The sequence below is a fragment of the Cupriavidus sp. Agwp_2 genome (genome assembly GCF_040784895.1).
In the GTDB taxonomy this organism is placed as follows: Bacteria; Pseudomonadota; Gammaproteobacteria; order Burkholderiales; family Burkholderiaceae; genus Cupriavidus.
The window spans coordinates 1537407-1557167 of the sequence record NZ_CP088084.1 but is presented as its reverse complement, the minus strand read 5'-3'; the positions used below and the strand labels follow the sequence as shown (position 1 = coordinate 1557167).

The window sequence follows — 19761 nt, the reverse complement described above, 5'->3', positions numbered from 1 at the left end:
GCAGGAGACAGCCATGATTCAGAAGCTCCTAGGCAAGCTCTACGTCCAGGTATTGCTAGGCGTCAGCGCCGGCATTGCGCTGGGCGTGTGGGCGCCCGACATCGGCAGCGACCTCAAGCCGCTTGGCGACGTGTTCATCAAGCTCATCAAGATGGTGTTCGCGCCGATCATCTTCGCGACCGTTGTGCTCGGCATCGCGCGCATGGAGAACATGAAGGAGCTCGGGCGCGTCGGCGTGCGGGCCCTGATCTATTTTGAAGTGCTGTCGACCTTCGCGCTGGCGCTGGGGCTGCTGGTCGTCAACCTGGTCCAGCCGGGGCAGGGGATGAACGTCGATCCCGCGCATCTCGACACCAAGGCCATCGCCAGCTACACGCATGCTGCAGAGAAGCCGCACACGTTCATCGATTTCCTGATGAACCTGGTGCCCACCAGCATCATCGATGCGCTCGCCAAGAACGACATCCTGCAGATCCTGGTGTTCGCCACGCTGTTCGGCATCGCGCTGTCGCATATCGGCGCGCGCGCCAAGCCGGTGGTGGACTTCCTGGATTCCTTTACGCACGGCATCTTCACGGTGGTCGGCATGATCATGCGCCTGGCGCCGATTGCCGCCTTCGGCGCGATGGCCTTTACCGTGGGCAAGTACGGGCTGGGCTCGGTGGTGTCGCTGGGCAAGCTGATGGGCACCATGTACATCACATGCTTCCTGTTCGTGGTGATCGTGCTGGGCGGGGTAGCCAGGGTCTCGGGCTTCAGCCTGTGGAAGTTCCTGAAATACATCCGCGACGAGCTGTTCACGGTGCTCGGCACGAGCTCGTCGGAATCGGTGGTGCCGCAGCTGATGCGCAAGCTGGAAAACGCCGGCGTATCCAAGCCCGTGGTTGGCCTGGTGGTGCCGTCCGGCCTGACCTTCAACCCCGATGGCCAGTGCATCTACTACACCATGGCCGCGATCTTCGTGGCGCAGGCGACCAACACGCCGCTGACCATGACCGACCAGCTGGTGGTGCTGGGCGTGCTGCTGCTGACCTCCAAGGGCTCGGCGGGCGTGACCGGTTCGGGCTTTATCACGCTGGCGGCGACGCTGGCCTCGATGGGCAAGATCCCGGTGGCCGGCATGGTGCTGCTGCTTGGCGTGGACCGCTTCATGTCGGAAGCGCGCGCCATCACCAATACCATCGGCAACGCGGTCGGCACGCTTGCCATCGCCCGCTGGGTCGGCGCGGTCGACCGGCAGCAGCTGGCGGATGCGCTGGACGGCAAGCTCGATGACGACGCCGAGGCGCAAGTTGCCACGGCAGCAGCCACGGACGGCGCGCCCGCTGCGTCGAGCCTGGCCCGCGTTGGCGACGCGCACGCTTCGCTGATGCACTGAGGGGCGCACCGTGACCATGCCATCGATCGATCCCAACCAACTGCTGCGGCGCATGTTCGACGCGGCCATCGCCGCGGCGCAGCCGGCCCGCACGCTGGCGCGTCACCTGCCCGCGCCGCCGCGCGGCCGTACCATCGTCATCGGTGCGGGCAAGGCTTCGGCGGCCATGGCCGCCGCGCTGGAAGCCGCGTGGCCTGGCGCGTTAGAGGGACTGGTGGTGACGCGCTACGGCTACGCGGTGCCTTGCTCGCGTATCGAGATCGCCGAAGCCGCGCACCCGGTGCCGGACGATGCCGGACTGGCCGCCTCGCGCCGCATGCTTGAACTCGTGTCCGGCCTTAACGAGGACGACCTGGTGATCTGCCTGATCTCCGGCGGCGGCTCGTCGCTGCTGCCGTTGCCGCTGGCCGGCATCACGCTCGACGACAAGCAGCAGGTGAACCGCGCGCTGCTCAAGTCGGGCGCGACCATCTCCGAGATGAACTGCGTGCGCCGCCACCTGTCCGCGATCAAGGGCGGCAGGCTGGCCGCCGCGTGCTACCCGGCGCAGGTGCTGAACCTGCTGATTTCCGATGTGCCGGGCGACGATCCCATCGACGTCGCCTCCGGCCCGACCGTACCCGACCCGACCACGTGCGCCGATGCACTGGCGATCGTCAGGCGCTACGCCATCGACCTGCCCGCCCATGTGCTGGCCGCGCTGCAGTCCGATGCGGCCGAGACGCTCAAGCCCGGGGATCCGCGCCTGCCGCGCATCCGCACCGAGTGGATCGCCACGCCGCGGCTGGCGCTGGAGGCCGCCGCGCAAGTGGGCCGCGACGCCGGCTATGCGGTGCATGTGCTCGGCGACGCCATCGAGGGCGAGGCCCGCGATGTCGGCAAGGTGCTGGGCGGTATCGCGCTGGCAGCGGCCAGACACGGCCAGCCCTTTGCCGCGCCGTGCGTGCTGCTGTCCGGTGGCGAGACCACCGTTACCGTCCGCGGCAGCGGCCGCGGCGGGCGCAATGTCGAGTTCCTGCTGTCGCTGGCGCTCGCACTGCGCGGCGAGGCCGGTGTCCATGCCATCGCCGGCGACACCGACGGCGTCGACGGGCAGGAAGAGATCGCAGGCGCGGTGATCGGCCCCGACACGCTGGAACGTGCGTGGCGCACCGGCCTGAACCCGCAGGACGCGCTGGCCGCCAACGACGGCCACGGATTTTTCGAGGCGCTGGGGGATGCGGTCGTGACCGGCCCCACGCTGACCAATGTCAATGACTTTCGCGCGATCGTGCTGACGCGCGCTTCCGGAGCCAACACATGAGACGCCTTCGCAACGCAAAGATCGTGGCCACGCTGGGGCCCGCCAGTTCGGACCCGGCCACCATCGGCCAGTTGTTCGATGCGGGAGCCGATGTGTTCCGGCTCAACTTCAGCCACGGCTCGCATGCCGACCACAAGCAGCGCCTGCACGCCATCCGAGCGATCGAGCAGGAACGCGGCCGCCCGATCGGCGTGCTGCTCGACCTGCAGGGCCCCAAGCTGCGCATCGGCACCTTTGCCGATGGCCCGGTACAAGTGGCAGCGGACGCAGCATTCCGGCTCGATCTGGATGCGACCGTGCCGGGCACCGCGCAACGCGTGAGCCTGCCCCATCCGGAAATCTTCGCGGCACTGCAGCCCGGTGCCGAACTGCTGGTCGACGATGGCCGGGTGCGCCTGCGGGTGGAGCGTTGCGGCGCCGATTATGCCGAGACCATCGTCGTCAACGGCGGCACGCTGTCCGACCGCAAGGGCGTCAACGTGCCGGGCGTGGTGCTGCCGCTATCGGCCATGACCGAAAAGGATCGTGCCGACCTGGATTTTGGACTGTCGCTGGGCGTGGACTGGGTGGCGCTGTCGTTTGTGCAGCGCGCCGAGGATATCGAGGAGATCCGCCAGATCGTCGATGGCCGCGCCGGCATCGTCGCGAAGCTGGAGAAGCCTGCCGCGATCCAGAGCCTGGAGGCGATTGTCGAAGCCTCCGACGCGGTGATGGTGGCGCGCGGTGACCTGGGCGTGGAAATGCCCGCGGAGCAGGTGCCGTCGCTGCAAAAGCGCATCGTGCGCGCCTGCCGCAAGGCGGGCAAACCGGTGATCGTGGCCACGCAGATGCTGGAGTCGATGGTGGCCGCACCGGTGCCGACGCGCGCCGAGGCATCCGACGTCGCCACTGCCATCTATGACGGCGCCGACGCGGTGATGCTGTCGGCGGAATCGGCTTCGGGCCGCTACCCGGTGGAGGCGGTGAAGATGATGGACAGCATCATCACCCGCACCGAATCCGATCCGCACTACCACGAAGCCATCCAGGCCTCGCATTCGGCGCCGCGTGCCGATGCCGCCGATGCGATCGGCTATGCGGTGCGGCACGTGGCCAGCCTGCTGGGCGCGCCCGCGGCCGTTGCCTATACCAGCTCCGGCTATTCCGCGCTGCGCATGGCGCGCGAACGGCCCGAGGTCCCGATCCTCGGCATGACGCCGCGGCTTGCCACCGCGCGCCGCCTCGCGCTGGCGTGGGGCGTGCATGCGGTGCTCTGTCATGAAGTGGTCGACGTGGTGGAGATGACCGAAGTGGCCAGCCGCACCGTGCTCAAGGAGCAGTTCGGCGAGGCCGGCCAGTCGATCGTGATCTCGGCGGGGCTGCCGTTCACCGTCGCGGGCACGACCAACCTGCTGCGCATCGCGCAGGTCCAGTAAGGGGAACGCACATGACTGTCATCAAGGAAATCCTCGGCTACGAGATCCTCGACTCGCGCGGCAATCCCACCGTGGCCGCGCGCGTGCTGCTGGCCGACGGCGCGGAAGGGTTTGCGGCAGCGCCGTCCGGCGCCTCGACCGGCTCGCGCGAGGCGCTGGAGCTGCGCGACGGCGATCCGCGCCGCTATCTCGGCAAGGGCGTGCGCAGGGCCGTGCAGCATATCAACGTCGATATCGCCCGCACGCTCGCCGGCATGGAAGCCGCCGATCAGTCCGAAGTGGATGCGTGCCTGATCCGGCTGGACGGCACCGCCGACAAGTCGCGCCTGGGCGCTAACGCATTGCTCGCGGTCTCGCTTGCGACCGCGCGGGCGGCCGCGGCTTCGGCGGGCGTTCCGCTGTACCGGTCGCTGGGTGCGGGACGCGCCGAGACGCGCCTGCCCTTGCCGATGATGAACATCATCAACGGCGGCGCGCATGCCGACAACAGCGTCGACATGCAGGAGTTCATGATCCTGCCCGTGGGCGCGCCCAGGTTTGCCGAAGCGCTGCGCTGGGGTGCCGAGGTGTTCCACACGCTCAAGCGTGTGCTGCGCGAGCGCGGCTTTTCCACCGCGGTCGGCGACGAGGGCGGGTTTGCCCCGGACCTGGCCTCGAACGAGCATGCGCTGGAAGTGATCCTGCAAGCGGTGGAGGCCGCCGGCTTCCAGGCCGGCCGCGATATCGCGCTGGGCCTGGACGTGGCCAGCTCGGAGTTTCATGCCGACGGCCGCTACGTGCTGGCGTCGGAAGGCCGCAGCTACGACGCGGAAGGCTTTGTCGACCTGCTGGCCAGCTGGGTGCGGCAGTACCCCATCGTCACCATCGAAGACGGCATGGCCGAGCAGGACTGGCAGGGCTGGCGCCTGCTGACGGAAAGGCTGGGTGCGCAGGTGCAGCTGGTCGGCGACGACCTGTTCGTCACCAACGCCGCGATCCTGTCCGAAGGCATCGCGCAGGGCGTGGCCAACGCGATCCTGATCAAGCCCAACCAGATCGGCACGCTGACCGAGACGCTGCAGGCCATCGACGTGGCCGAGCGTGCCGGCTATGCGTCGGTGATCTCGCACCGCTCCGGCGAGACCGAGGACACCACTATCGCCGACCTGAGCGTATGCACCGCGGCCACGCAGATCAAGACCGGCTCGCTGAGCCGTTCCGACCGCGTGGCCAAATACAACCGGCTGTTGTGCATCGAAGCGGAACTGGGCTGCGCCGCGGCCTTCGCCGGCAGGGGCGCGCTGCGCCAGCTGCGCCAGCTGCGCTAGTGGCCGGACAGCAACCGGGCCCAGCAACCGGCCCGGCAACCGACAGACAAGCCAGCAAGGCTTGCTGAAAACCATCAGACAGGAGACAAGACATGCGTGCAACCGACTTTCTGCGCCGCGTTTCGGCATTGACCGTGGCCGCTGCCGGCCTCGCCCTCAGCGGTGCTGCCATGGCGCAAGCGTGGCCAGCCAAGCCCATTACCCTGGTCGTGCCGTTCCCTTCGGGCGGCACCACCGACGTGCTCGCGCGCGCGCTGGGCGACCAGCTCTCCAAGAGCCTCGGCCAGCCGGTGATCGTCGAGAACCGTCCCGGCGCCGGCGCCACGGTCGGCGCCGACTATGTCGCCAAGAACAAGCCGGACGGCTACACGCTGCTGATGGGCGCGGTGCACCACACCATCGCCACCAGCGTGTACAAGAAGCTGCCCTACAGCTTCGAGAAGGACCTCGCGCCGGTGGCTCCGGTGGCGATGGTGCCCAATGTGCTGGTGATCAACGCCGCCAAGACGCCGGCGAAGAATGTCAGCGAACTGGTAGCGCTGGCCAAGCGCGCCTCGCCCGAGTTCGCCTACGGTTCCAATGGCAATGGCACCGCGCAGCACCTGATCGGCACGCAGTTCCAGGCCGCCACCGGCGCGCCGCTGCTGCACGTGCCCTACAAGGGCAGCGGTCCGCTGACGACCGACCTGCTGGGCGGGCAGGTGACCATGTCGTTCGACACGCTGACGCCGGTGCTGCAGCACATCAAGTCGGGCAAGCTGCGCGCGCTGGCGGTGACCACGGCGAAGCGTTCGACCGTGCTGCCGGACGTGCCCACGCTGGAAGAGGCCGGCCTGAAGGGCTTCGACATCGGCACGTGGTTTGGCGTGATGGCGCCGGTCGCCACGCCAGAACCGATCGTGACGCGCCTCAACGCCGAGATCGTCAAGATCGTGAAGTCGCCGGATTTCCAGCAGCGCATGCAGGCCATCGGTGCCGAGCCGATGACCAGCACGCCGAAGGAATTCGCGCGCCGCATCCAGGATGAGACGGTGAAGTTCGCGAAGCTGGTGAAGGACGGGAAGGTGACGATCGAGTGATTGCGCGGGTCAGGGCGACACCCTGTCAACAGGCGAGTGGTTTGCTCCCCTCTCCCGCAAGCGCTTGCCTTTACCCACATCTCGATTGGAAAGGTTGTAAACCGGATTGGACGGTGTTAACTTCGTGTGAAGTTGACAATCAGTGGTGGCAATTTTGCCGGATACGGAAGATCTCGAAGACTGGGCCAGCGACGAATTCAGTGGCGCACAATTGGGCGATGCGCGTCGCACGCGGCGCCTTGTGGCATTGGCGCGCGGACTGGCGCAAAAGGCCCATGTTTCGTTCCCGCAGGCCTTGAGTGGTGCCCAACTCAAGGCGGCATATCGCTTCTTTGACAATGAGGCGGTCGACCCGGACGGAATCCTGGCGAGCCACGTCACGCAAACCGTGGGTCGCATGCAGCAGGTACCTGTCGTACTGGCGGTGCAGGACACCACGGAATTCAATCTGGCAAATTTGCCCGCGACTGAGGGACTTGGACACGGCACGGGCGGCAATTTGCACGGATTCATGTTGCACAGCGTGCTGGCGGTGACGCCTGAGGGCCTGCCACTGGGCGTGCTGAGCATGAAGACGTGGGTGCGTGCGCCGCAAGCATCGGGCAAGGCCAGGCAGCGCCGGACGCTGTCCATTCGTGACAAGGAAAGCGTGAAATGGCTGGAGGGGCTGGAATGCCTTGAGCCGCTCAAGATGCAGTGTCCGGACACGCACCTTGTTGCCGTCAGCGATCGCGAGGGCGATGTGTATGACGTGTTCCTGGCGCCGCGCCCAGCGGGGGTGGACTGGTTGGTGCGGGCCGCCTGGAATCGAGGCGTGGACCACCCAGAGAAGTATCTGTGGGAGACGGTTGCTGCGGCTCCTGTACTTGGAGAGACCGTATTGCACGTGCCCAGGAGCGGCGCCAGGCAGGCGCGTAGCGCCCGACTGGCTTTGCGTTGTGTGCCCGTCCAACTGCGACCGCCGCGCAGCCGCGGTGCAGAGGATCTACCGAGTCTCGAAGTGTTTGCCATTCACGCGCTGGAGATCGAGCCGCCCCAAGGCGTTGAGCCGCTCGAATGGATGTTGCTCAGTTCAATGCCTACCCAAACGCTGGAAGATGCGCTGGAGCGACTGAGCTGGTATGCCCGGCGCTGGACCATTGAATCCTGGCATCGTGTCCTGAAGAGTGGCTGCCAGATCGAAGCGCGGCAGTTCGGGACGCTGGAGCGGTTCCTACGTGCTACGGCGCTGTTCGCCGTGATCGGCTGGCGCATTATGTACGCGACCATGCTGGGCCGGCTCGAAGCCGATATCCCTTGCTCGGTGCTACTGCAACCGCTCGAATGGCGGGCCTTGTACTGCCGCACGCACGGCACAACCAAGCCACCGGAAGAGGCGCCAAAACTCAGCGACGCGGTCCTTTGGATCGCCAAGCTCGGTGGCTACCTGGGTCGCAAAAACGACGATCCCCCGGGAGCCACCGTCCTCTGGCGCGGCTTCCTCGCCCTGCACGAAATCACCGAAATGTATCGGATCTTCCAGAAAGACGAGTAAGCCGCCGCAAGTTGTGGGTAAAGGCAAGCGCAAGCGGGAGAGGGAGCACACACAGCATCCTCCCCAGAAGCCAGCTCAATCCGGCTTGATCTGCGCCCGCGCGATGATCGGCTTCCAGCGCTGCTGCTCCTGCGCGATAAACCGCGCAAATTCCGCCGGCGTATTGCCAACCACGATGGCCGCATCCGCACTCAGCCGTTCGACCGAGCTGGCACCCTTGACCGCCTTGATGGTCGCGTCCGCCAGCTTGTCCGCGGCCGCCTGCGGCAGCGTCGCGGGCGCGAGCAACCCATACCATTGCGTCATCTCGAAGCCGGGATAGCCTTGCTCGGCCACCGTAGGCACATCCGGCAGCTGCGGAATGCGCTGCGTGGTGCCGGTGGCAATGCAGCGCACCTTGCCGGTCCTGATGAACTGCAGGATCGCGGGCGCACCCACTGCCGCCGCTTCCAGCCGGCCGGAAAGCAGGTCAGTAATCTGCGGGCCGCTGCCCCGGTACGGCACGTGCGTGATGAAGGTGCCGGTCGCCGCCTTCAGGTACTCGAACGCCAGGTGCCCGGCGCTGCCGTTGCCGGCCGAGCCGTAGTTGAGCTTGCCAGGCTTGCTCTTGGCCAGCGCCACGAATTCCTTCAGGTTTTTCGCCGGCACGTCGGGATGCACCACGTACAGGCTCGGCACCTTGGACAGCAGCGAGATCGGGCGGAAATCCTTGATCGGGTCGTAGGGCAGCTTGGGGAAGATGAACGGGTTCACCGCCAGCGTGCCGATATGGCCGAGGATCAGCGTGTGGTTGTCCTCGGCGCGCGCCACTTCGCCCATGGCGATATTGCCGGCGGCGCCAGGCTTGTTTTCCACGAACACCGACACGCCCAGCAGCTTGGTCAGTTCCGCGGCGGTGGAGCGCGCGACGATTTCCGAACTGCCGCCCGGCGCGAACGGCACCACCAGCCGGATCGGCTTGGACGGCCATGCCTGGGCGCGGGCGAGCGTGGGGAAGAGGGCGCTGGCGCCGAATGCCGCGGTCGCTTGCAGCAACTGGCGGCGGGTGGGATTGATGCGGGTCATGCGGGTCTCCGTGAGTATCCAGTCGTCGTTGTCGTGGTCGTTGCGGCGCGGTTGGCGATGCCGGCGATCATTCGGGCTTGACGTTGCCGTCCTTGATCACCTTGGCCCAGAGCCGGGCCTGGCCGTCGATGAACTGCTGCGCCTGTGCCGGCGGCGCGCCTACCACCTCGCCGCCCAGTTCGGTGACGCGCTGCCGCGTCTCGGGGCTGTGCATGACCTTCTGCAAAGCCTCGGCAAGTTTTGCGACGATCGGCTCGGGCGTGGCCGCCGGCAGGAAGGCCGCGTTCCACTCATAGACTTCATAGCCGGGCACGCCGGCCTCCTGCATCGTCGGCACGCCCGGCAGCGCGCTGGTGCGCTGGTGGCTGGTGACCGCCAGCGGCTTGAGCTTGCCGGCCTTGATGTGCTGCAGGCTCGATGCAACGTTGGCGAAGAACAGCGGCACCTGCCCGGCGATGACGTCGGTCATGGCGGGACCGCCCCCCTTGTACGGCACGTGCAGCAGGTCCACCCCCGCGCGCTGCTCGAACAGCACGCCGGCCAGGTGCTGCGCCGAGCCATTGCCGGAGGAGGCAAATGCCACCGAACCAGGCTTCTGCTTCGCCATCGCCAGCACGTCGGCGACCCTGGTGGCCGGGAAGCTGGCCGTGGAAACCAGCACGTTGGGATAGCGCGCCAGCACGCCGACGGGCTTGAACGCCTTGGCCGGATCGTAGGGCAACCTGGCATACAGGCTGGGATTCACGGCGTAGGAAGAGGCATCGACCATCACCGTGTAGCCGTCCGGCGCCGCCTTGGCGACATAGGCAGCGCCGATCTGGCCGCCGGCGCCGGGGCGGTTCTCCACCACCACCGACTGGCCGAGTTCACGGCCGAGTCCCGGCGCGATCAGCCGTGCCATCAGGTCGGCGCCGCCGCCCGGCGGATAAGTGACCACGATGGTGATGGGCCGCGACGGCCAGGTGGCCGCGCTCTCGGCGGCCTGCGCCGGCGCAAGCTGCAGCAGGATGCCGGCGGCGCCAATGGCCGCGGCCATCGCCTTGATGGAATGCATGAAACGGTCTCCTCGGATGCGGATCGAGTATCGGATGGCTAGCGGATAGCTAGCCAACAGCTAGCGGATGTCCGCGGTATAGCGAAATGCGAAGGCATCGCCCCGGGTCAGCCGGTATTCGATGCAGGTGCCGCGCAGGTCGAAGGCTTGCCGGGTCACCACCGCGCATGGGTGCGCATCGGGCAGTTCCAGCAACTCGGCCTCGTCATGCGCCAGCGTGCGGAAGGTGACCTCGTCGACGGCGCGGTGCACGGTGATGCCGCACTGGCTGCCGAGCAGCGGATACAGCAGGTCGCCCCATTCCCACACCGGCAGCTGCTGCAGCGCTTCGCAGCGCGGCAGCGGCAGCCAGATCGATTCCAGCAGGCGCGGCCTCTCATCCAGCCAGCGGCGGCGCGTGATCGCCAGGCCGCGCGATCCGGAAGGCAGTTCGAAGCGCTCCGCCATGGCCTTGTCCAGGCGCACGGCGCGGCACGACAGGATTTCCGAGCGCGGCACCGTGGTCGCGCCGTCAGCGCCGCCGAAGCGGAAGAAACGCATCAGGCTGGCACCGGTCAGTCCCTTGCGCACAAAGGTGCCCCGGCCCTGCACGCGTTCCAGCAGCCCTTCCTGTACCAGCACGGCGATCGCCTGGCGGATCGTTCCCAGCGCGATGCCGAACTCCCTGGCCAGCGCGCCCTCGGCCGGGATCGCCTCGCCCGGCGGCCAGTCGCCGGAAATAATCCGCGCCTGGAGCTGTGCGGCGATCTGGCCATATCGGCTCAGGCCGGCCGCGCTGGTGATTTTCTGAAGCAGGTCGTTATCTGCCATCGGTGGTTTGCGATCGGTTGTCCGTCGGTCTGGAGTCGTGCTAGATTGTCGTTTATGTCCTCTAGAGGACTAGAATACTAACGCGGGCCTGGTTCCCCTATCCGGGATTACCCGCGGGACACAGCAGGGCAGACCAGGGCAGACCAGGGCAGACAGATGAATCAACCCGCAACGCCGGTGGTGGACTGCCACTTCCATATCTTCGGGGCCGGCACGGCAGCGCCGTACGCCCGCTATCGGCCCCCGTATGCCGCCACGCTGGCGGCCTGGCTGCAGTTGGCCGGGGCGCTCGACGATCCGTTCGGGGTGGTGGTGCAGACCAGCTTCCTCGGCACCGACAACACCGCGCTGCTAGCGGCGCTGCGCGCCATGCCGGGGCGATTGCGTGGCGTCGCGGTGGTCGATCCCGACGTATCCGATGAGGCATTGCGCGAGCTGGACGATGCCGGCGTGCGCGGCATCCGGCTGAACCTCTACCGTGATGCCGGTTGGCGGCGTATCGATACCGCGCCCTGGCGCGCGCTGTTTGCGCGTATCGCCGCGCTGGGCTGGCATGTCGAACTCCATACCGACAATGGCGACGGCAGCATGGTGCTGGCCGCGCTGGATATCGCGCTGGATGCCGCGCTGGGCGAGGGGGATGTACCGGTGGTGCTGGACCATTTCGGCAGGCCGGGCGCCGCGGGCGTGGCGGATCCGGTGTTCGACGTAGCCGCTGCAGTGCGCCAGCGCCGGCAAGTATGGGTCAAATGCAGCGCCCCATACCGGCTGGTGGCGCCGCAGGCGTGGCGCGAACTGGCGCAGCGGTGGCTGGAGGTGGCCGGTGCCGATCGGTTGCTTTGGGGCAGCGACTGGCCGTGGACCAATCATGAATCCGCGGAGCGGGCGGGGGAATGCAGCGAGCTCAGCCGCTGGCCCGGCAACGCGCCGGCGGATGCTTCGCCGAGCGCTGCGCTGCGCTGGCGCAATGCCGCGGCGCTGTACGGGTTTGAGATCGCGCCAGCGGCGGCGGATTAGCCTGCCGCCTTGCGCGGCTTGCTGCGGGTGGTCTTCCTGGCGCTCGTGGCCCGCGCCGCTTCGTTCTCGGCCGGTGCCCCGCCGCGCTGGAGTTGTTCCAGCCACGCCATCGCCTCGACATAGGTAAAGAACTGCTCCAGGTAGCCTGGCGACAGCTCGTGCATCAGCGTCAGCGCACGGTGCACGAGGTGATCGGAATTGAGCGGTCCGGCATTGCCCGGCAGCTGTGCCTGCGACTGGCGCAACTGGCGGGTGACGCTGACGCGCGACCACGTGTCGCGGAAGTAGTCGACCAGTTCCGGCTCGGGCTCCGGGCGCAGGGGGCGTACCGGCGCCGCGGCGCGCGGTGCGGGGGCGCTCGGTGCGGAAGCGCTCGGTGCGGAAGCGATTGCGGCGCGCGTATTGGCCTTGATGTAGCTGACCAGGCCGGCGAGCGTGCCGGTCGCTTCCGCGATGGCATCCGGTTCGGTTCCTGCGGCCGCTTCGCGCCGCGCCGCGTCTCGCGCCACGGCTTCGCGGTAACTGTCGACCAGCGCCGACAGCCGCGTATCCAGCATCTGCCGCACCGCGCCGTCATGGCCGGCCGAGCGCCGCGCCAGCGCTTCGATCAGCCGGAAGCGCACCGGATCGACGCCTGCGGCATCGCTGTCGCGCCAGGCGTCGAGCTGCGCGCGCGCGCTTGCGGCCACGTCTTCAGCCACGCGGCTTCCCCGTTCCCATGGTCACGCGCGGCACCGGCGCGATTTCCACGCGCCGGTTCCTGGCGCGGCTCTCGGCATCGGTATTGGCGGTGACCGGCTGCTGCGAGCCGAACCCCGCCGAGAACAGCGATGCAGGCGGCACGCCCGCGTCGATCAGCGCGCGCGTCACCGTCAGCGCGCGCTGCGCCGACAGCTCCCAGTTGTCGGCAAAGCGGCGGTTGCCCTCGCGCACCAGCTGGTCATCGGTGAAGCCGCTGACCATCAGCATCTCGTCGCGCGTGCGCAGGTAGGCCGACAGCGGCGCGGCCAGGCTGCGCAGCAGTTCGCGGCCCTCGGGCTGCAGCTGGTCGGAGTTCAGGGCAAAGAGCACGCTGCCGCTGATGCCGATGCGTCCGTTCACCAGCGTCACGCGCCCGGCGGCGAGCGGGCCGGCCAGCGCCTGCTCCAGTGTCTGGCGGCGCTGCGCCTCTTCCTGCCGCTGCCGCACCTCGTCTTCCAGCCGCGCCGACAGCTCCAGCTGCACGCCGATGACGCCCAGCAGGACCAGCACGAACGCGCCCAGCAGCACCGACATCAGGTCGCCGAACACCGCCCACGCCGGTACTGTCGGCTCGGCGCCGGCGTCGATGTAGTCGTCCTTCATGCCGCCTCTGCGCGCGGTGCCTGCCGGCCGCCCAGCTGCTGCAGGTCTTCCAGGATCTGCTTCTGCGACAGCATGCTGAGGTCGACCACCTCGCGCGCCTGCGCCACGTAGTAGGCCAGCTGCTCATCGCTGCGCGCCATCGACTTGTCGAGCGCGGCCTCGATGCGCTGCAGCTGCCCGGACAGCTTGTCGTTGGACGCGCTGAACATCTGCACCGCCACGCCGAAGGCTTCGCCCAGGCTCGCCACCTCGACGGCGCTGCCGGTGACCTGCGCCGCGGCTTGCGCCAGGCGGCCGGTCTCGGATTCGACCTGTTCCGTGAAGCGGCCGCCGACGCGTTCCAGCAGCTCGGAGGTGGTCGCGAGCAGCGTGTCGACCGCGGCGCGCTGGCCGGTGGAGGCATGGTTCACGGCGTCCAGCAGCGTGCCCAGCGTTTCCAGCATGCGGCTGCGTTCTTCCAGCATGGCGTTGTCGCGGGCCATGCCTTCGGTGAGCTTCTGGCGCAGTTCGGCAATGACCTCGGCCGCGGCCCTGGGCGCTTCGGCGGATGCCTGCATCAGGCGCGCGACTTCGGCGATGGTGCCGGTGGCGTGCGCCTCGGCCTGCGCGGTGATGTCGCGCGCGGTCTGTGCCAGGGTGTCGCAGATCTCCTGCTGGCGGCTGGCGCTGTGGCTGCCGGCCTGTTCCCATTGCTGGCGCAGCGTGGCGGCCATGCCGTCGAGGTGGCCAGTCCAGGCCGCCAGGCGCTGTTCGTCGCGGGCGGCCAGTTCGGCCTGCAGTGCGGCGGCGGCCCTGGGCGCCTCGGCCGCGGCCTGCACCAGCCGCTCGATCTCGGCCAGCGTGCCGCTGGCGTGTGCCTGCGTTTCGGTGGAAATCGCTTGCGCGGTCTGCGCCAGCGCTTCGCAGATTTCCTGCTGGCGGGTGGCGGTCTGCGCGCCGGCCTGCTGCCATTCCTGGCGCAGCGTCGCGGCCATGGCGCCGAGGGATTCGGTCCAGGCGGCCAGGCGTTGTTCGTCGCGCGCGCTCAGTTCGGTCTGCAGCGCGAGAGCGGCCTTGGGCGCGTCGGCGGCGGCCTGCACCAGCCGGTCGATCTCGGCGATGGTGCCGCTGGCGTGGGCCTGGGCCTGGGCCGAGATATCGCTGGCGGTCTGCGCCAGCGCGGCGCAGATTTCCTGCTGGCGGGTGGCGGCCTGTGCGCTCGCCTGCTCCCATTGGCCCCGTAGTCCGGCGGCCATGTTGCCAAGCGCTTCGGTCCAGGTGGCGAGGCGTTGCTCGTCGCGCGCGCTCAGTTCGGCCTGCATGGCCAGCGCGGCCTTGGGCGCGTCGGCCGCGGCCTGCACCAGCCGGTCGATTTCGGCGATGGTGCCGCTGGCATGCGCCTGCGAGTGGGCGGAAATGTCGTTTGCGGTCTGCGCCAGCGCCGTGCAGATCTCCTGCTGGCGATGCGCAGCTTGCACGCCCGCTTGTTCCCATTGCTCGCGCAGGCCGGTGGCCATGGCGCCGAGCGAATCGGTCCAGGCAGCCAGGCGCTGTTCGTCGCGTGCGGCCAGTTCGGCCTGCAGCGCGAGGGCGGCCTTGGGCGCGTCGGCGGCGGCTTGCACCAGCCGCTCGATTTCGGCAATCGTGCCGCTGGCATGCGCTTGCGCCTGCGCGCCGATCTCGCGCGCGGTCTGCGCCAGCGTCTCGTTGATTGCCTGCTGGCGGCTCGCGGCCTGGGCGCTGGCCTGGTCCCACTGCTGGCGCAGCACCTCGGTCATGCTGCCGAGCGTGCCGGCCCACGCGGCCAGGCGCTGTTCGTCATGCGATGCCAGGCCCGACTGCAGGTCGGCGTGCGACTGGCCCACGGTGCGCACCAGCGACGCCGCCTGCTGTTCGAATGCCGCCGTGGCGGCGGCCAGTGCCTGCTGGTTGTCGGCGGCGAGCTTCTCGCCGGTGCGGGCGTGCTGCGACAGGGCCTCGGTCCACGCCTGCGCGGTGCTGGCGGAAGTCGACTCCAGGCGTGCCGCCACCTGCTCGACCAGACCCGCCGAACGCTGCTCGAAAGTCTGTGCAAAGCCGCCGAGCGCGCCGCGCAGCTCGTCCGCCAGCGCTTCGTTGCTGCGCTGCTGGCTGGCCAGCGCCTCGTTCCAGATCCCGGCGACGCCGGCGGTCGAGGCCTCGAAGCGCGCCGAGATGCCTTCGAGCTGCTGCTGCACGGACTGCGTGACGGCGTCGCGCATGGCGGCGGTCTCGCGCGCCAGGCCGGCCATGGTTGCCTCCACGGCCGGCTGGATCGCCGTGCCGGCGGCGCGCGCGCTGTCGGCAACGCTGTCTTTCAGCGATTGCCCGACCGAGGCGGCCAGTTGCGTGTACACGGCTTCGGTCTTGCCGTGGAAGGCTTCCTGATTCACCGCCAGGCGCTCCGCCATGGCCTCGTTCTGTTGTTCCATCGCCGCCATCATGGCCTGCAGCCGGTCCACCAGCGCCGGCATGGCATCGGCCTGGCGCTGCAGCAGCCGGAACGATTCGTCGCGCTGGTGGCTGCGCGAATAGGGGCGCAGCGTGGTGGCAATGCGCGCATCGAGCGCCTGCGCTGCCTGCACCCGTTCGCGTCGGCACAGTGCCGACAGCAGGCCCAGCATGGCCGACGTGGCGACGCCCGCCACCGAGGTGCCGAAGGCGAAGCCCAGCCCCTTCACCGGTGCCGCCAGCGAAGCGCGGATCGCCTGCAGGTCGGTCGCGGTTTCCAGCGCCATGCCGGTGCCGCGCAGCGTCGACACCATGCCCAGGAACGTGCCGAGCATGCCCAGCAGCACCAGCAGCCCGACCAGGTACGGCGTCAGCGCCGGACCCGGCAGCGCCACGCGCTCGCCCTCGACGCGCAGGCGCACGGCGTTGCGCAGGCCGACGGGCAGGCGCTCCAGCCAGCCATCCAGGCTGGCCGGCGCCTCGGACAGGCCCTGCACCGCCTGCGCCAGCCCCAGCGTGGATTGCCGGTAGCGCAGCAGCTCATGCGCGCCGGCCACGTAGCAGGCGCCGATCAGCAGCGTGACCGACAGCGCCAGCGCATTCGAGCCCGCATAGCCGCCGGCGATCCAGCACACGGCCGCCAGGCCCGCCAGGAAAACAACAAGAGGGAAGAAGTATCGGTTCATGGTGTCCTGGTCAGCTGCCGCGCAGGGCGGCGAGCAATCCTTCGACGGGTTGGAAGCGTATTTCCAGCTCGGCCAGCAATACGCTTTGCATATCCTTGCGAAACACGGCCAGCCACGCGCCGGGCGCGACCGCTGCCACGGCAACCTGCCCGGCGGCGGCATGCGCCTCGGACAGCGCCGCGGCTTCCGCCTGGCGCAAACGCTGGAAATGCCCTTCCAGCAGGGTCGGCACGCTGCCGAGCACGCTTTGCTCGCGCGCGCCCAGCACGCGCTCCATCACGGCATCGACCATCGCCAGCCGGGCCATGTCCGGCGCACGCGTCGACAACGCCGCCCGCAGCCGCCCGCGCAAGGCGCCGATCGCGGTCTCCATGGCCTGCTGCTGCGACACGTAGCGGTGGCGGTAGATGGCGTAGTCCACCTGCGCATCCACGGCCTCGGCAAGCGCCGATGGCCGCCCCGGCCCGCGCCGGCGCGCGGCGAGGGCGTTGTCCCCGGCGATGGCATCGGCCAGCGCGCCGCGCACGCGCGCGCATTCCTGCTCCTCCGCAGTGGCGCCGGAGGCACGCGGGTTGGCCGGCACCGCAGCCGGCGCACCTTTCAGGGCGGCCGACAGGGCGATCGCGTCCGGCCAGCCCAGCCATTGGCTCAGCTGGCCCGAAAGTGACGTTGCAGGAGGTGGGGCGTCGGCGTCGGTCAGGCGCGCCAGCAGCCGGACTAGCGTCGGACCGCTGAAACCTGTGCGCCGGGGCTCTTGGGACATACCGCCGGATTCAAAAAGCCAGCAGTTTACACGCCTCGGGGAGGCGGGCGGCAGTATCCGGGGGAGGGGAGTGGCGGCAAGGGATGCCGCCGTGGGCGAGCCGGGCTGTTCAGGAAATCCCGCGGTTCGTGAATCCTGAACCTGCCGCGAGCAGGAACAGGCCGGCCGCGTCCCTTCAATGCATCAGGCCGCGAGCTTCTGCAGCGACGCGACCGTGCGGACGCAGGCCTGCGCCGCCTCGCGGCCCTTGGTCACGAAGTGCTCGGCGAAGAAGCGATGGTGCTCGTCGTGCTCGTGGAAGCTCTTCGGAGTCAGCACGGCGGAGAACACAGGGACCTCGGTGTCGAGCTGGACCCGCATCAGGCCGCTGATGACGGCATCGGCGACAAATTCATGGCGGTAGATGCCGCCGTCGACGACAAAGCCGCTGGCGACGATGGCGGCGTATTTGCCGGATCTGGCGAGCCGTTGCGCATGCAGGGGGATTTCGAAAGCCCCGGGGACATCGAAGATGTCGATGACATCCGCGGTGACGCCGAGCTTTGCCATTTCGGCCACGAACGCGTCGCGCGCGCGATGGACGATATCGGCATGCCATTGGGCATGGATATAGGCAATACGCTTGCCTTCGGGGAGGGAAAAGCCGGCCGCGGGTGCGGTGGCACGCTGGAAAGCTGAGACAGGCTGATTCATGGTGTTCCTGTACGGATGGAGTTGGCCAGAATCAGGGCGCACGAGACTTGCCCCCGTGGAGGCGGGGGCATTTTTGCTCGCTCTCTTTCATCCGGACTATTACCGTCGGCTTCGGATTTGAACCGAATCTGCTGACCCCGGCGTGTGGACACGCCGGGCGCTCGCGGGCTTGTGCGTCAGACGCCTTCACCGCCGGTAGGGACTTCCACCCTGCCCTGAGAACGTTGCCGCGTTGTGCTTGGTTGTGCGTTCAACGCGGCGGGGGAATCATACCGCAGAGTGGCGTTCGGTGTTGGCGGCCGGTTTCGTCAGGTGCGCGCAGCGGTCAGCGCCTGCACCGGCGCCACCGACAGCGCCGCCAGCAGCCTGAGCGTTGCCACCTCTGCCGCCGACCAGATCGCGCGATCGGCCAGGTAGTTGAAGGTGCCGATCACCGCGCCCTGGTAGCCCAGCGGCACATTGACCACCGCCGTGCAGCCGAGGGTGCGGATTACCTGCACGTCGTCGAACACCGCCGCCAGCGCGTCATCGCCTTCGCCGACAAAGACTTCGCCGCGTTCCAGCAATTGCCGGCGCCACGGGCTGTCGCCCTTGGTCTTGTGCCCGCCGACCGGATAGGCGGCGGTGTCGGAAGACCACAGACGTTCGATCCGCGCAGTCTCCACATGCCAGGCATTGATCGTCAACAACCCGGGGCCGAGCGTGCGCAGCGTGGCCGCGCCGATCGCATCGAGCGCCGCGGCTGGTTCGCGCGCCTGCCGCAGCGCATCGCACAGCAGGTTGACCTGCGCGATCAGCGAGCCGGCGTCTTCCAGCGGTGCGCCGGCTTGCGGGACGAAATGAGATGCCTGGTGCGATGCCTGGCTCACGTCATTCCCCCTGGATGCCGAGTTCGCGGATCAGCTTGCCGTAGCGGTCGGCATCGCGGCGCATGATGGTGCCGAACTGTTGCGGCGTGGAGGTCGCGGTTTCAACGCCGATGGCGTTCATCTTGGCCTTGACTTCAGGCATCGCCATCACGGTGTTGATCTCGCGGTTCAGCCGCGCCGTCAGCTCGGCGGGCATGCCCTTGGGCCCGAAGGCGCCGTACCAGACCGCCAGCTCGTAGCCGGGCAGGGTCTCGGCAACGGTCGGCACGCTGGGCAGCAGCGGTGAGCGCTTGCTCTCGGTCACGGCCAGCAGGCGCAGCTTGCCCGCCTTGACGTGCGGCAGCGTCTGCGTGCCCGCCGAGAACAGCAGCTGGGTCTGCCCGGCCACGGTATCGACCACCGCCGGCGCGCCGCCCTTGTACGGCACGTGCAGCATCTGAATGCCGGCCATCTTCTCGAACAGCACCGCGCTGAGGTGGTTGGTGGAGCCGGGACCCGCGCTGGCGTAGGCCAGCTTGCCCGGGTTGGCCTTGGCGTAGGCCACCAGTTCCCTGACGTTCTGCGCCGGCACCGACGGGTGTACCACCATGGTGTTGGTCACGTACGCCAGCAGGCCCAGCGGCGTGAAGTCATCCACGCCGCGGAACGGCATATTGGACATCAGCGCCGGGTTCATGGCGTGGGTGCTCATCGAGCCCACCAGCAGCGTGTAGCCGTCGGGCTTGGCGCGGGCCACCATGGCGGAGCCGATGTTGCCGGAAGCGCCCGGCTTGTTGTCGACGATCACCGGCTGGCCGAGCGAGCGCGTCAGGTGCTCGGACAGCACGCGCGCGAGGATATCGGTCGAGCCGCCGGCGGCCCACGGCACGATCAGCGTGATCGGCTTCTGCGGCCAGGTTTCGCTGGCGCCGGCCGGGGCCGCCAGGCACATCGCCAGCGCGGCCACGCCGCCCAGCAGGGTTTTCAGTACTGCGCGCATTTTTCCTTCCTCCTTGG

Annotated in this window: 17 protein-coding genes and 1 riboswitch; of the genes, 7 read left to right on the top strand and 10 right to left on the bottom strand. The window is 68.5% G+C overall.

Annotation, left to right across the window (positions count from 1 at the left end; genetic code table 11):
• Positions 1 to 13 precede the first annotated feature (13 nt).
• From LPA45_RS24765 to LPA45_RS24740, 6 genes are all read left to right on the top strand, one after another.
• On the top strand, positions 14 to 1378 hold the full coding sequence (locus tag LPA45_RS24765) for a dicarboxylate/amino acid:cation symporter (protein ID WP_317923249.1): 1365 nt from the start codon (positions 14 to 16) through the stop codon (positions 1376 to 1378).
• A gap of 16 nt (positions 1379 to 1394) precedes the next feature.
• Positions 1395 to 2681 carry a glycerate kinase gene (locus LPA45_RS24760; RefSeq protein WP_317923259.1) on the top strand — a complete coding sequence of 429 codons (1287 nt, stop codon included), beginning with the start codon at positions 1395 to 1397 and terminating at the stop codon, positions 2679 to 2681.
• The gene (pyk, locus tag LPA45_RS24755) at positions 2678 to 4096 is read left to right on the top strand and encodes a pyruvate kinase (RefSeq protein ID WP_317923251.1); all 1419 of its coding nucleotides are present in this window, start codon (positions 2678 to 2680) and stop codon (positions 4094 to 4096) included. Before LPA45_RS24760 ends, pyk begins: the two co-directional genes overlap by 4 nt.
• Before the next feature lie 11 nt (positions 4097 to 4107).
• Complete coding sequence (eno, locus tag LPA45_RS24750) at positions 4108 to 5403, top strand: phosphopyruvate hydratase (protein ID WP_317923252.1); 1296 nt, start codon at positions 4108 to 4110, stop codon at positions 5401 to 5403.
• 92 nt (positions 5404 to 5495) lie between these two features.
• Positions 5496 to 6482, top strand: coding sequence for a tripartite tricarboxylate transporter substrate binding protein (locus tag LPA45_RS24745; protein WP_317923253.1), 987 nt, complete (start codon positions 5496 to 5498; stop codon positions 6480 to 6482).
• A 142-nt stretch (positions 6483 to 6624) separates the two neighbouring features.
• Positions 6625 to 8016, top strand: coding sequence for an IS4 family transposase (locus LPA45_RS24740; protein WP_367395046.1), 1392 nt, complete (start codon positions 6625 to 6627; stop codon positions 8014 to 8016).
• A 75-nt stretch (positions 8017 to 8091) separates the two neighbouring features.
• Here the strand turns inward: LPA45_RS24740 and LPA45_RS24735 are convergent, their stop codons facing one another.
• The 3 genes from LPA45_RS24735 to LPA45_RS24725 all read right to left on the bottom strand — a co-directional run bounded on the left by LPA45_RS24735 (position 8092) and on the right by LPA45_RS24725 (position 10945).
• The gene (locus LPA45_RS24735) at positions 8092 to 9081 is read right to left on the bottom strand and encodes a tripartite tricarboxylate transporter substrate binding protein (RefSeq protein WP_317921408.1); all 990 of its coding nucleotides are present in this window, start codon (positions 9079 to 9081) and stop codon (positions 8092 to 8094) included.
• Between the two features lie 67 nt (positions 9082 to 9148).
• Positions 9149 to 10135 carry a tripartite tricarboxylate transporter substrate binding protein gene (locus LPA45_RS24730; RefSeq protein WP_317921410.1) on the bottom strand — a complete coding sequence of 329 codons (987 nt, stop codon included), beginning with the start codon at positions 10133 to 10135 and terminating at the stop codon, positions 9149 to 9151.
• A gap of 60 nt (positions 10136 to 10195) precedes the next feature.
• Positions 10196 to 10945: a GntR family transcriptional regulator gene (locus tag LPA45_RS24725; RefSeq protein WP_317921412.1), complete on the bottom strand. Its 750-nt coding sequence runs from the start codon at positions 10943 to 10945 to the stop codon at positions 10196 to 10198.
• A 156-nt stretch (positions 10946 to 11101) separates the two neighbouring features.
• Between LPA45_RS24725 and LPA45_RS24720 the strand changes: the two genes are divergently transcribed.
• On the top strand, positions 11102 to 11962 hold the full coding sequence (locus LPA45_RS24720) for an amidohydrolase (protein WP_116318799.1): 861 nt from the start codon (positions 11102 to 11104) through the stop codon (positions 11960 to 11962).
• Here the strand turns inward: LPA45_RS24720 and LPA45_RS24715 are convergent.
• From LPA45_RS24715 to LPA45_RS24685, 7 genes are all read right to left on the bottom strand, one after another.
• Positions 11959 to 12663, bottom strand: a complete 705-nt coding sequence (locus tag LPA45_RS24715; protein ID WP_317921414.1) for a DUF2894 domain-containing protein — start codon at positions 12661 to 12663, stop codon at positions 11959 to 11961. The genes LPA45_RS24720 and LPA45_RS24715 overlap by 4 nt on opposite strands.
• Entirely contained in the window at positions 12656 to 13306 is a 651-nt protein-coding gene (locus LPA45_RS24710; RefSeq protein WP_116318797.1) for an OmpA family protein, read from the bottom strand. The genes LPA45_RS24715 and LPA45_RS24710 overlap by 8 nt, the downstream gene beginning before the upstream one ends.
• Entirely contained in the window at positions 13303 to 16440 is a 3138-nt protein-coding gene (locus LPA45_RS24705; protein ID WP_317921416.1) for a DUF802 domain-containing protein, read from the bottom strand. The genes LPA45_RS24710 and LPA45_RS24705 overlap by 4 nt, the downstream gene beginning before the upstream one ends.
• Before the next feature lie 10 nt (positions 16441 to 16450).
• Positions 16451 to 17203 carry a DUF3348 domain-containing protein gene (locus tag LPA45_RS24700; protein WP_116318795.1) on the bottom strand — a complete coding sequence of 251 codons (753 nt, stop codon included), beginning with the start codon at positions 17201 to 17203 and terminating at the stop codon, positions 16451 to 16453.
• 183 nt (positions 17204 to 17386) lie between these two features.
• A complete protein-coding gene (locus LPA45_RS24695) occupies positions 17387 to 17896 on the bottom strand; it encodes a 6,7-dimethyl-8-ribityllumazine synthase (protein ID WP_116318794.1) in 510 nt (169 codons plus the stop codon).
• Between the two features lie 75 nt (positions 17897 to 17971).
• Positions 17972 to 18123: riboswitch (FMN riboswitch) on the bottom strand.
• A gap of 81 nt (positions 18124 to 18204) precedes the next feature.
• Positions 18205 to 18765, bottom strand: a complete 561-nt coding sequence (locus LPA45_RS24690; protein ID WP_317921419.1) for a GAF domain-containing protein — start codon at positions 18763 to 18765, stop codon at positions 18205 to 18207.
• A 1-nt stretch (position 18766) separates the two neighbouring features.
• Positions 18767 to 19744, bottom strand: coding sequence for a tripartite tricarboxylate transporter substrate binding protein (locus LPA45_RS24685; protein ID WP_116318793.1), 978 nt, complete (start codon positions 19742 to 19744; stop codon positions 18767 to 18769).
• Between the last annotated feature and the right edge of the window lie 17 nt (positions 19745 to 19761).